11 protein-coding genes are annotated in these 13,371 nt (G+C 44.8%); 2 read left to right on the forward strand and 9 right to left on the reverse strand.

Annotated features, from left to right (window positions below; translation table 11 throughout):
- Together R7041_RS16910 and R7041_RS16915 are read left to right on the forward strand one after the other, a co-directional pair.
- The coding region (locus R7041_RS16910; protein ID WP_318128664.1) for an inner membrane protein YpjD at window positions 1-717 on the forward strand (717 nt) is incomplete at its 5' end.
- 124 nt (window positions 718-841) lie between these two features.
- A complete protein-coding gene (locus tag R7041_RS16915) occupies window positions 842-2,122 on the forward strand; it encodes an HlyC/CorC family transporter (RefSeq protein ID WP_005379948.1) in 1,281 nt (426 codons plus the stop codon).
- 68 nt (window positions 2,123-2,190) lie between these two features.
- Here R7041_RS16915 and luxS read toward each other — a convergent pair whose 3' ends face one another.
- The 9 genes from luxS to R7041_RS16960 all read right to left on the reverse strand — a co-directional run bounded on the left by luxS (window position 2,191) and on the right by R7041_RS16960 (window position 12,743).
- A complete protein-coding gene (gene luxS, locus R7041_RS16920; protein WP_005379945.1) occupies window positions 2,191-2,709 on the reverse strand; it encodes an S-ribosylhomocysteine lyase in 519 nt (172 codons plus the stop codon).
- 84 nt (window positions 2,710-2,793) lie between these two features.
- The gene (locus R7041_RS16925; RefSeq protein WP_005379943.1) at window positions 2,794-3,399 is read right to left on the reverse strand and encodes a hypothetical protein; all 606 of its coding nucleotides are present in this window, start codon (window positions 3,397-3,399) and stop codon (window positions 2,794-2,796) included.
- Window positions 3,400-3,422: 23 nt separating this feature from the next.
- Window positions 3,423-4,991 carry a glutamate--cysteine ligase gene (gshA, locus tag R7041_RS16930; RefSeq protein ID WP_132936926.1) on the reverse strand — a complete coding sequence of 523 codons (1,569 nt, stop codon included), beginning with the start codon at window positions 4,989-4,991 and terminating at the stop codon, window positions 3,423-3,425.
- A gap of 156 nt (window positions 4,992-5,147) precedes the next feature.
- Entirely contained in the window at window positions 5,148-7,991 is a 2,844-nt protein-coding gene (locus R7041_RS16935; protein ID WP_132936927.1) for a M16 family metallopeptidase, read from the reverse strand.
- Window positions 7,992-8,000: 9 nt separating this feature from the next.
- Window positions 8,001-8,462 carry a YqaA family protein gene (locus R7041_RS16940; RefSeq protein WP_005379938.1) on the reverse strand — a complete coding sequence of 154 codons (462 nt, stop codon included), beginning with the start codon at window positions 8,460-8,462 and terminating at the stop codon, window positions 8,001-8,003.
- The gene (locus tag R7041_RS16945) at window positions 8,456-9,406 is read right to left on the reverse strand and encodes an NADP-dependent oxidoreductase (protein WP_064368764.1); all 951 of its coding nucleotides are present in this window, start codon (window positions 9,404-9,406) and stop codon (window positions 8,456-8,458) included. Before R7041_RS16945 ends, R7041_RS16940 begins: the two co-directional genes overlap by 7 nt.
- A gap of 123 nt (window positions 9,407-9,529) precedes the next feature.
- On the reverse strand, window positions 9,530-10,660 hold the full coding sequence (locus R7041_RS16950; protein ID WP_064368765.1) for a sodium ion-translocating decarboxylase subunit beta: 1,131 nt from the start codon (window positions 10,658-10,660) through the stop codon (window positions 9,530-9,532).
- Between the two features lie 9 nt (window positions 10,661-10,669).
- Window positions 10,670-12,454 carry a sodium-extruding oxaloacetate decarboxylase subunit alpha gene (oadA, locus tag R7041_RS16955; protein ID WP_053306769.1) on the reverse strand — a complete coding sequence of 595 codons (1,785 nt, stop codon included), beginning with the start codon at window positions 12,452-12,454 and terminating at the stop codon, window positions 10,670-10,672.
- 31 nt (window positions 12,455-12,485) lie between these two features.
- Window positions 12,486-12,743: an oxaloacetate decarboxylase subunit gamma gene (locus R7041_RS16960; protein WP_005379932.1), complete on the reverse strand. Its 258-nt coding sequence runs from the start codon at window positions 12,741-12,743 to the stop codon at window positions 12,486-12,488.
- Window positions 12,744-13,371: the final 628 nt, after the last annotated feature.

Here is a 13,371-nt window from a genome sequence, read left to right on the forward strand (position 1 = left end):
CAGTCAGGAATCAAAGCAAAAACAGTGTTTGCTAGTGCTGCCTGTGCGCTTGTTTTTCATGCGTGGATTTTGAGTGATCTGATTTTTGATGGTTCAGGTCAAAACCTGAGTATTCTCAACGTGGCTTCTTTGATCAGTTTTATTATTTCTCTGGTCATGAGCCTTGCTATGTTGAAAAACCGACTGTGGTTTTTATTGCCTGTCGTTTATAGCTTTGCTGCCATCAATTTATCTGCTGCCACATTTTTGCCAAGCACGTTTATAAAGCACCTAGAGAATGACCCTAAGCTACTCATTCATATTTCATTTGCGCTCTTCTCATACGCGACTTTAACTATCGGGGCACTCTATGCGCTTCAGTTGGCTTGGCTGGATCACAAACTGAAAGCAAAAAAATCTTTGGCGATTAACCCAAACCTGCCGCCTCTATTAATGGTGGAGCGTCAACTCTTCAAAATTATTTTGATCGGTAACTTATTGTTAACTGCCACGCTCATTACTGGCTTTGTCTTTGTGCAGGATATGTTTGCCCAAGGTAAGGCACATAAGGGCATTCTTTCTTTCATCGCTTGGGTGGTGTACTCAATACTACTTTGGGGTCACTATCAAAAAGGCTGGCGTGGTAGAAAAGTCACATGGTTCGCTGTTGCAGGAGCAACACTGTTGACTCTGGCATATTTTGGCAGTCGCTTTGTAAAAGAAATCATCTTGAATTAAGGAGCTCTAGGGCTCCTATCCTTTATATTTTAGGCTAGATAAAATACAGTACGCCTTAACTCTTTGACTTAACGGACTTACTCAACCGTTATATAACCCAATACTTACAAGGAACAGCAACGTTTTGGACGACATCTCTACGGGTATCTTGTTTGCGCTACTCGCGTGTCTTATCGTCATATCAGGTTACTTTTCCGGTTCAGAAACAGGGATGATGTCTCTGAATCGTTATCGCTTAAAACACTTAGCCAAAAACGGGCATAAGGGTGCTAAGCGAGTCGAAAGACTATTAGACCGTCCAGATCGTTTGATTGGTCTTATTCTTATCGGCAACAACCTCGTTAATATTCTCGCGTCTGCTATCGCGACCATTATTGGTATGCGTTTGTATGGTGATTTAGGTGTCGCTATCGCAACCGGTGCACTAACTATGGTTGTATTGGTTTTTGCCGAGGTTACCCCTAAAACAATTGCAGCGCTTTACCCTGAACGTGTGTCCTACGCGAGCAGTATATTATTGACCATACTGATGAAGTTACTGTCGCCTTTAGTGATGCTTGTTAACTTTATTACGAATGGCTTTATCCGCTTACTTGGTGTAAGAGCGGATCACTCAGCAGAAGATCATCTTAGCTCCGATGAGCTGCGTACGGTGGTAAATGAAGCTGGCGGTTTGATCCCTCGCCGACACCAAGACATGCTAGTGTCTATTTTAGATCTTGAGCACGTCACCGTGAACGACATTATGGTCCCACGCAATGAAATTACCGGTATTGATATTAACGACGACTGGAAATCCATTGTTCGCCAGCTAACACACTCACCACATGGACGCATAGTTTTCTATCGTGACCAAATTGATGAAGTGGTTGGCATGCTGCGCTTGCGTGAAGCTTATCGTCTGATGTTGGAAAAGAACGAATTCAACAAAGAAACGCTATTACGTGCTGCTGATGAGGTCTATTACATCCCAGAAGGCACACCACTGAACGTGCAAATGTTAAAATTCCAACGTAACAAGCAACGTATCGGTCTGATCGTGGATGAGTACGGTGATATCATCGGTCTAATTACTCTTGAAGATATTCTGGAAGAGATCATTGGTGAGTTCACGACGTCAATTTCTCCAAGCCTCTCTGATGAGATCAGTCCTCAAGGTGACGGAAGCTTCCTTATTGAAGGCAGCACCAATATCCGAGATATCAACAAAGGCCTGAAGTGGGATTTACCAACGGATGGTCCGAGAACGCTAAACGGGCTCATTTTAGAACACTTGGAAGATATTCCTGAGAGCCATCTAAGTGTGAGAGTAGCGGGTCACCCAATGGAACTTGTTGAGATTGAAGAGAACCGAATCAAGCTCGTTCGTGTTTATCCGAAGAAGAAAAAATCGACATCCAAATAACCAAAAGAAAAGCCTGACTCATGTCAGGCTTTTTTACTTATTGGGGCAATATGCTTCTTAATGAGCACCTAGTCGATGCGCAACTCTTTTAACATCGACTCAGGCAAAGCAAGTTCATCATTTTTGTTCACCGAAACACCAGCATCCAAAATGTTCTTTGCGATCTGTTGTGCTTCTTTTAAAGAGTGCATTGCTGCCGTGCCGCATTGGTATTCGTTAAGTTCAGGGATCTTATTCTGACTTTCTACCTTCAGCACATCTTCCATTGCTGCAATCCAAGCATCTGCGACTTGCTGCTCTGATGGTGTGCCAATCAGGCTCATGTAAAAACCTGTGCGGCAACCCATAGGCGAAATATCGATGATCTCAACAGAATCATCGTTTAGGTGATTACGCATAAAGCCTGCATAAAGGTGCTCTAGGGTGTGAATACCTTTTTCAGAAAGAATGTCTTTGTTTGGCGCAGTAAAGCGTAAGTCGAAAACAGTAATCGTATCCCCTTTTGGGGTCTGCATGGTTTTCGCCACTCGTACAGCGGGTGCATTCATACGAGTGTGGTCCACGGTAAAACTATCGAGTAAAGGCATTACATCTCTCCTGATTGTAACTCCAGTACCTTTCGGTAATGGATAAATGTCATTCATCCCTACAGCACATGAACTGACTGTGGGCTAAAAGAACCAGCTGCTGTTGTCTTCTAATTCCTGACGACATTGCTTCAGCTGCCAGCCATAAGTTTTCGCTGTTTGTTCAACACGTCGAGCGACTTTGATTAAACTAGGCTTTCGATTATAAGTACCTCGCTTATACCCACCTCGCCCTTCATGATAAGCCAGATACTGGTTATAGGGATCCCATAATGAAATCCCTAGCTGACGCCGTGTTTCATGAGTATACCAACCGACAAACATCATAGAATCATCGAAGTTGGTACGAGAGCCACCCTGACCTGTGGCATCTTGGAAGTCTTCCCAAGCAGGGTCTTGAGCTTGAGCGTAACCATACGCACTGCTGACTCGTCCCCAAGGAATAAACCCTAGCAAATAATCTTTAGGTGGTTTTGCATCGTGCCGAAAGCTGCTTTCTTGTTTAATGATGGCCATAGCGACATGAATAGGGGTCCCCCATTCATCTTCCATATCTTTGGCATCATCGTACCAACCGGATTTCTCTCGGAATATCTCGCATAAGTTATTCTGCTGCTTTGGCGGTGCCGTAGCACAACCTGCAAGTAACACGCTTCCAAGTACCGCTACTACTGACGACTTAATGTTCAACCGCACCAATCCTTAGTTAGTCATTACTGCTTCAGGTAAGCAAAGTAATCTTCCAAAAAATCATCAAAAGAAAGCGTGTCACTCTGCTCTGCTTGCTTTTGTTTTTCCACGGACGACGCTACTTCCGTTTCCATCGTATCTTGTGAGTAGTACTGATAACCGTGAGCTAGGTTTTCATCACGGTACTTCATACCAAGAGTACAACCAACTTTACCTAGCCCACCCAGCTCTTTCGTTAGCTCTAATAGTTGACCAGAGATCGTTAGTTCTGGGTTATCAATCCATGTCTCGAGTTGATTACACACATCTTGGTATGCACTGCCACCAGCGGTCATATCCATTTGCTGTGCTATTTGACGTAACTCGACGAAAACTCGGTGTGCCCAATCTTGTAGAGATAGACGTTCACCTTGACAACCAATTTGCAGCATTAGACCTTTTTCACGGCCAGAAACAATGACTTTATTCCAGTTATCGCGCCAACACTCTAATTCACAGTTATCCATAGGGTCTGAGTCTGACAAGGCCGCCCAGGTAAGGAAGAGATCCAAGAATCGTACTTGCTCTTCATTTAAGCCCACTGCGCTGAATGGGTTAACATCTAGAGAACGAACTTCAATGTATTCGACACCACCGCGTCGTAACGCATCTGAAGGCTTCTCACCACTTTTCGATACACGTTTTGGACGAATCGGAGCGTACAGTTCATTCTCAATTTGTAAGATATTGGAATTAAGCTGGCGGTATTCACCATCCACTTTTACCCCAATTTTCGCAAACTCTTCTGATGGGTGGCGAATCGCATCACTCAAACCATCGAGGTATTGGTCAATGCTGTTAAAACCAATTTTCAGCACACTTTGAGCACTATTGGTATAGCCAAGATCGCTCAAACGCAAAGACGTCGACTTCGGCAAATATAATGTCCCGCCAATCTTCTCGAATGGCAGATCGGTTTCACGACCTTGAATAAAAGAGCTACATAACGCTGGTGATGCACCAAAGAAGTAGGGAATCATCCAGCCAAAGCGGTAGTAATTACGGATCAACGCAAAGTACGCATCAGACTTAGCATCTTGGCGGGCTTGTTCATCTTGCTCGCCATAGAGCGCATCCCAAAATGTTTCAGGAAACGAGAAGTTAAAGTGGACACCTGAAATAATTTGCATCAGGCTGCCATAGCGACGCTTTAGGCCTTCTCGGTACAGCGTTTTCATTTTCGCTGCATTCGAAGAGCCATACTGGGCTAACTGAATATCATCCTCTGAGCCTACGTAGCAAGGCATTGATAGTGGCCACATTTTCTCTTCACCCATTTTGGTTTGAGTGAAATGATGGATATCTTTCAGCTGTGCCATCAGTTCTGGAATTTCATGTGACACAGGCGTAATGAACTCTAACAATGATTCCGAAAAATCCGTTGTGATCCATTGATTTGTGAACGCAGAGCCTAACCCTTCAGGATGAGGAGTTGTAGCTAGATGTCCATCCTGACGATAGCGCAAAGTTTCTCGCTCAACACCGCGTCCAAACTGCTTAAATACTTCGGGGTTTGATGCAACTTTTTTTAGTCGCGCAGCAAAATCAGTCAAAATGAGGTTCGCTTATATTGGGAGCAGGACACTTGTTACATAACACAAGTGTAAGCTAAGTTATTGATAATTAATGCATCTAGATAAATAACCCACGAAAAGTTGCTTATCTAGATGAATAGCGGAGAAACGTTTCTCCGCTATTAAATGTGTACTCTATCGAATGATTTCAAGCTCTTCTACGTCTTTCCCCAACTTTTCTAATTGAGGACGCAACGATTTAGCATCACCAACGACGATAATTTGATAGTCATTTGGATCAAACCATTTCTGAGCCAGCGCATTCAACGTCTGCTTATCGACTTTTTCTACGATAGCGTTTCTTTGCTGCAAGTAATCATGATCGAGGTTGTACTTAAGAATATCACTGATGAGCTCCGCTTTTTGTGTTGGTGTTTCATATTTCAGTGCATCTTTTTGACCGACCGCTTGACGCATAAATTTCATCTCTTCATCAGTAATACCTGACTGCGAGTATTCATTTAGCTCATTTTCCATCTCAATGATCGAAGCAACCGTTGCATCCGCTCGTACTTGCGCGGTGAAAACCACCGAGCCTGTTTCTGGATTCCCAGAGAAATATCCGTAAGCACCGTATGTGTAACCCTTGTCTTCACGTAGATTTTGGTTAATGCGGCTATTGAAGTTCCCAGCTAAGTTGAAGTTTGCCAGTTGGCTTAGGTAAAAATCGCCCGTTGCGTCGTAAGGCATACCTTGACGAACCATCATGACCACACTTTGCGGCGCTCCTGGTTTATCAACAAGATGGAGCTTTTGCTCACCTAATGCAGCAATGCTTTGCGGTGCATACAATGGCGCAGCTTCATCTTGCCAGTTTTTCCAGAACGTCAGTTGCTGCTCAATTTCCTGTTTATTGATGTCACCAACAACGACGATTTGCGCACTTTGTGGCGTGTAATGCTTCGAGTAGAATTCACGGACATCATCCAACGTTAATGCACTGACACCTGCTTGCGTGCCGTCTTTTGGTCGAGCAAAAACCGAATCCCCATAGAGCACCTGGCGACTCGCTTGTGACGCCATCCAACTTGGATTTTGGTGCTCATATACCAGGCCTTCTAGCGCTTGCATTTTTACACGCTCGAAATCATCTTGATTAAATGCAGGAGACAGCAACATCTCTTCGACAATTTTTAACGTCGGCTCTAAGTTCTTTTCTAGAGCAGAAACACTGATGTTTGTTGTATAACCTGTGGCATTAACAGAGATAACACTACCCAGTTTATCAAGCTCAGCTTGAATCTCTTCGACACTGCGTTTCGTTGTACCTTCTTGCAACATCGCAGCGGTCAATTGGGCAAGACCTTCTTTACCCTTTTCAACAAAACGTGTCCCTGCAGGTAGACTAAATTGCATCATCACCGTCGGCGTTTCATCGCTAACTGCACCAAGCAGCTCTGAGCCATTCTTGAAATGTAACTCGTACAGCTCTGGCATCGTCGCTTTCACTGGTTCTCCTACTGGCGGTTGCACTGAGCGATCGAAGTTATCGGTCGCACGACGATACGCCAATTGGTCATCGGAAATCTTCTCATATTCTGGCAGCGTACGCTTTGGCGTCACAAAGGTCGCAGGTTTTACGACAAGGTCTGTTTTTCCTTTTGGGACCACGCTTAGGGTCACTTTGTTCTTACCTTGAATAAAGTCCGTATACGCTTTTTCTACCGAAGTCGGCGTAACTGCACGGATTTGTTCAAGCTGTTGCTCAAGACGATCAGGATCGCCGAAAAATGTCTCGTTGGAAGCCAACTGAGTCACTTTACCTTTAACGCTTTCTAGCGCAAAAATAGCATCCGCTTCCGCTTTACCCTTCAACTGCTCAAGGCGATCTTCTGTCACGCCTTTTTCCGCAAACTGATTCAGTGATTGTAAAAGCTCGTCGTACAGTTTTGATAGGTCGCCTTTGTCTCCAGAATCACCCATTGCGTAAACGTAAAAGTTACACGCCAGTTCAGCACAATCATGGAATGAACCAGCATCGACCGCTTTTTGAGTCTTCACTAGGTCTTGATAGAGCACGCTGTTGGTACCGCCACCCAATACTTCCGATAATGTATCGAGAGACGCTTGGCTTTCTTCGCCGTTGTAGGTTGTTGGCCACGCGATCATCACCATAGGTTGTTGAATACGATCTTCTAGAGTGATGTATTTATCTTCTTGCAGTTTTGCAGGTTGTTTCGGCGCATTTTCAACCTCAGGACCACGAGGAATCGAACCGAAGTACTTATTTACCCACTCTAGAGTTTGTTCAACGTCTAAGTCACCACCGATCGTGATAGTTGCATTGTTTGGGCCATACCAACGCAAGAAAAACGCTTTGAGGTCGTTCACATCAACACGATCAAGATCTTCAACATAACCAATGGTTTGCCACGAATACGGATGACCTTCAGGATATAGCGCTTCGGACATGCGCTCCCAAATTAAGCCATAAGGACGATTATCGTAACGCTGAGCTCGCTCATTTTTTACAGTAGAACGCTGAATTTCAAATTTGCGTTGAGAAACCGCATCCAGCAAAAAGCCCATACGGTCAGACTCTAACCACAGCATTTTCTCGAGCTGGTTAGCAGGGACAGTTTCAAAGTAGTTAGTACGATCGCGGTTTGTTGTACCATTTAACGTGCCGCCAGCCTCTGTGATGATTCTGAAGTGCTCTTGGTCACCAACGTTCTCTGAACCTTGGAACATCATGTGCTCAAAAAAATGCGCAAAACCAGACTTACCCACTTCTTCACGAGCTGAACCAACATGGTAAGTCACATCCACATGGACCAATGGGTCAGAATCTTCAGGAGCTAAGATCACCGTTAAACCATTATCGAGTTTATACTTTTGGTATGGAATCTTAACTTTGCCTTCTTCAGCTTTCGATGACTCAACGAAAGTTACCCCTTTCGGCAGTGATGAAACTGGCGTATTTGATGCACAGCCCGTGATCACCAACAGTGAACACGCGCCAACCCAAAACATCTTCATGTACTTTCCTTAAAATAATCCGAGATAGATGGCCGCAAGTAAGCTATACCTAGCAGCCTTTCCTAAAAATATTAAAATCACGCAAGGCAGAAACTTCATTCTTAGCCACCCTGCGGCTAAACACAGCGGGTCTCCTATTACAGGTAACCAGCTAAAAAATAATCCCCAATAGCCATACTTAGAGAGCCACTTTAATGCGGTATGACCGTGCTTTTCCTCTTGTGCTTTGTTGGGAATCCACAAGCCAAGCCAATAATTTGTTAAGCCACCAAGCGTATTACCGATAGTAGCGACCATAACAATTGAAGAAACGGAGTATTGATTTAATGAGAGAGTGGCAACTAAGCCCGCCTCAGAACCACCAGGCAACAACGTGGCACTGAGAAAACCGGTCATGAAAAGCACCCATAATGCTGAATCTGAAAACCAAAGCGCTAAACTTTCAAAACTCGTGTTAAATGCTTCTAGCATGTCATATCAAGCAACACCTTGCCTCTGGTTCTTCCTGATTCGACCTGCTGGTGAGCACCAATGACATCACTCATAGGATAAACCTGTTGAATTTCAGTCTTCAGTAAGCCAACGCCGACCATGTACAACAAGGTATCTAACTGCGCAGGGTCTGGTTCAACCAACATGCCACTAGCCTCAAAGCCTAGGAGTTTGGCTTTTTCACAAATCAGCTCAGCAGTTATGGTTGGAACGGTGATGACTCTCGCATTGTCTTTCAGGCATTTAAGCGCATCTAACGCAGCATCTCCGCCTACTAAATCAATCAAAACATCAACATCTTCAACACGTTCTGACACTGGTGCAAATTGATAGTTCACTGCATGAGCACCGAGCGTCGCAAGGTAGTCTAGATTTCGTTCACTGCAGGTTGTAAAGACTTCCGCTTTCGTCGCGATCGCAATTTGTACCGCGAGGTGTCCAACACCACCGGCTCCAGCAAGGATAAGTACGCGATCGTTTTCAGTCACATTAGCCTTACTGAGAGCTTGTGCCGCAGTTTGTCCCGCCAGCGGTAATGCAGCAGCTGCCTCCAAAGTGACAGAGCTAGGAACATGACTTAACTCTGTTTCTGGAACACATATGTATTGGCTGTAACCACCGCCTCGAACTGGGAAACCAATAAATCCAGCCACCTCATCACCTTCATTAAAACGTGATGCCCCCTCTCCACAAGACATCACTTTTCCTGAGATGTCGTAACCTGGCACCCAAGGTAAATTATCCTTATTCTGCGCTGCTGCCCAACCGAGCCCAGCTCGAGTTTTGACATCAATAGGATTTACGCCTGAAAAAGCGACTTTTACTAAGACTTCACCAGGCTGTGGTGATGGTGTAGAAGCATGTTGAATCGCGAGTACGTTGGCATCACCAAACTCAGTGGTAACGATCTGTTTGTGTTCCATAAACCATTCCCTGCAAGAAAACAAAAAGGGATGCGAAAGCATCCCTTTGACTATAAACCATTTTGTTAACCTAAGTTAATCGTGATTTTGTAAATTGGTTGATCATTCCATTTTCAATAATGTCTAACCAACAAGTGCTAACAATATACCAGCCGCAACGGCTGAACCCAGCACACCAGCAACGTTTGGTCCCATCGCATGCATTAACAAAAAGTTTTGCGGGTTAGCTTGTAAACCAACTTTGTTTACGACTCGCGCGGCCATTGGTACCGCAGAAACGCCAGCCGCACCAATAAGTGGGTTGATGTCTTCTTTCGAGAACTTGTTAAGCAGTTTCGCCATCAGGACGCCCGCACCAGTACCGATACTAAATGCAATTGCGCCTAACCCCAAGATACCTAACGTTTCTAGGTTCAAGAACTGCTCAGCTTGCAGCTTAGAACCAACACCAAGACCTAAAAAGATAGTCACTATGTTGATCAATTCATTTTGAGCAGTTTTCGATAAACGATCGACCACACCAGCTTCACGCATCAAGTTACCCAAACAGAACATACCAACCAATGGCGTAGCTGAAGGTAAGAACAGAATCGTCATCAGTAATACAGCAAGCGGGAAGATGACTTTCTCCCATTTACCAACATGACGAAGCTGAGCCATCTTGATTTGACGCTCTTCCTTGGTTGTCAGTGCTTTCATGATTGGTGGCTGGATGATCGGCACCAATGCCATATAGCTGTATGCCGCGACTGCAATCGCACCTAGCAGATCTGGAGAGAGCTTACTCGCTAAGAAAATCGCTGTTGGCCCATCAGCACCACCGATGATCGCGATAGACGAAGCATCTGCCATGGAGAACTCCATGCCAGGTACATAGTTGAGCAAAATAGCGCCAAACAGTGTTGCAAAAATACCAAACTGCGCAGCCGCACCTAACCACAACGTTTTTGGGTTTGCGATCAAAGCACCAAAGTCAGTCATCGCGCCCACACCCATGAAGATCAATAGCGGGAACACACCCGATTCAATCCCAATGTAGTAAACGTAGTAGAGCAAGCCACCAGGCTCAGTAAAGCCAGCATTTGGAATATTCGCCAAAATAGCACCGAAACCAATCGGCAATAACAGTAAAGGTTCAAATCCTTTTTTAATTGCCAAAAACAGCAAAGTACAACCAACCAGCATCATACAGATTTGGCCGAACTCGAAGTTAGCGATCCCTGTTTCTGCCCAAAGGGTTAACAATCCGTCCATGATACTCCCTTACGCCAGGCTCAACAGAGGCGCACCTACTGTGACAGCATCGCCTTCTTTAACGTTCAGCTCTTGAACCACACCACCACGCGCCGCTCGTACTTCAGTTTCCATTTTCATCGCTTCAAGGATGAGCAATACATCGCCTTCAGCTACCTCAGCACCAGGCTGAACATTCACTTTGAAGATGTTACCTGCAAGAGGAGCAGGCACCGCTTCAGCTGAAGCATTAGAAGGTGTGCTAGGTGTAGCCGATTTTGCCGGTGCATTAGAAGGAGCAACAGATGTCAGTTCACCTTGAGGGCCAACTTCCACCTCATACACCTGTCCGTCAACACGTACACTATAAGTTTCTACACCACCAGTTGCTGGTTGAGCTACAGGTACAGCAGGCTTCGCAGCTTCTAGCGTTGGTGCTGGCTCAAATGCTTCTGGGTTTTCACGATTCTTAAGGAACTTAAGTCCAACTTGAGGGAAAAGTGCATAAGTGAGTACGTCATCAACACGCTCACTTGCTAGCTTAATGCCTTCTGATTTCGCTTTCTCCATCAGATCAACCGTAAGCGTCTCCATTTCAGGCTCAAGTAAATCGGCAGGACGACAGGTAATTGGCTCTTTACCATCAAGCACTTTCGCTTGCAGTTCTGCATTTAACTCCGCTGGCGCTTGACCGTACTCACCTTTCAATAGGCCAGCGGTTTCCTTGGTAATACTCTTATAGCGCTCGCCAGTAAGAACGTTAATCACCGCTTGCGTACCGACGATCTGTGAAGTTGGAGTCACCAATGGAATGAAACCAAGATCTTCACGTACACGAGGGATCTCTTCTAATACTTCATCAATGCGATCCGCAGCGCCCTGCTCTTTCAACTGGCCTTCCATATTGGTCAACATACCACCAGGCACTTGAGCAATCAGGATGCGTGAATCGACTCCTTTTAACTGGCCTTCCCACTTCGCATACTTCTTACGTACCTCACGGAAATATGCGGCGATAGGTTCCAGTTGCTCGAGTTTCAAATTGGTATCTCGCTCGGTGCCTTCTAGCATAGCGACTACCGTTTCAGTCGGTGTATGACCGTAAGTACAACTCATTGAAGAAATCGCAGTATCGAGAATATCAATACCGGCTTCTACTGCTTTTACCGCTGTTGCTGTAGACAGCCCCGTTGTTGCATGACAATGAAGTGCCAATGGCACATCACAAGACGCTTTGATACGCGTGATAAGCTCTTCCGCTTCATAAGGCTTAAGTAAGCCAGACATATCTTTAATACACAGCGAATGACAACCTAAATCCTCTAGGCGTTTTGCCAAGTCAACCCAAGTGTCTGCGTTATGCACTGGGCTCGTAGTGTAAGACAACGTACCTTGAGCATGCGCACCAACATCAACCGTTGCTTTAACGGCTTTCTGGAAGTTTCGCACGTCATTCATTGCATCAAAAATACGGAATACATCCATGCCGTTAGCATGCGCGCGTTCAACAAACTTCTCTACTACGTCGTCGGCATAATGGCGGTATCCTAAAAGGTTTTGACCACGCAGTAGCATTTGCATTGGTGTATTAGGCATCGCTTTTTTTAGTTCACGTAAACGCTCCCAAGGGTCTTCCCCTAAGAATCGAATACAAGAATCAAATGTTGCACCACCCCAAGTCTCTAGAGACCAGTAACCAACCTTATCCAACTCAGCTGCGATAGGCAGCATATCCTCAATACGCATACGCGTAGCAAATAGTGATTGATGGGCATCACGAAGGACCACATCAGTAATAGCTAGTGGTTTAGACATGCTCTTAAACTCCTTTTTAATCCTAGTTCGGCTACTTCGCGAATGAGGCGCGATGTTTATGAATCGCAGCCGAGATCGCCGCCACTACTTGTGGACTAACAGCTGAAGAGGTTGATTGAATATTAGTGTTTGTTTTTGGTGCTGCGATCGGCTCTGGTACTTCTTCTGGTACCAATTTCGACATTAACCGAACGAGATAAACAAGAATAGTGAGGAAAATAAATACGACCGCCATCCCCGTTAGCATCAGGGTGGCCGCATCTACTAGCAGGCTTCCTATATTAGTCATGTTGCTTCCTTTCTTTGTCATCCTGACAACGTGCAGGACTTTAATAGTGTCAAATCCCGACCCATGGATTATCTCGATTGGTTAAATTTTGTCAATTTTGTTTAAGGAAGGTTTGTAGTAATCCTGATAAATGATTATTTATTCACTACCCAGATCACAGTTCATGACAAAATAATCACTTCAAATCGCTACCACCTTATGAACAGAGTAAAGGAGGACATAAATAAAAACTGCGATTTAGATTTCAAAATCAAATCGGTACTCACGCAGTAAAAACCAACAAAAACAAAAAGATGAATAAAACTAACAATTAATAAACAAATAACAAACAAAGTAACTACATAAGAGTAATTGAAATGAAAAATGGAAGTCAGTGTATAGGAGGGATAATCAGGATGATTTCACACGATGCGACAGAAGCTTGATACCAAATTGCTTAGATACGCACATATTCGCTTTTAAAAAAGAGGAACATAGGCTCTAGTGATCCTACGCCATATTTCAGATGTCTAGATACAAAAAAGCCTCGCAATTGCGAGGCTGTTTCAATGAGTGGCGCGTCCTGGAGGATTCGAACCTCCGACCGCCTGGTTCGTAGCCAGGTACTCTATCCAGCTGAGCTAAGGAC

The sequence above is a fragment of the Vibrio sp. 1751 genome, assembly GCF_033339895.1.
Classification (GTDB): domain Bacteria; phylum Pseudomonadota; class Gammaproteobacteria; order Enterobacterales; family Vibrionaceae; genus Vibrio; species Vibrio alginolyticus.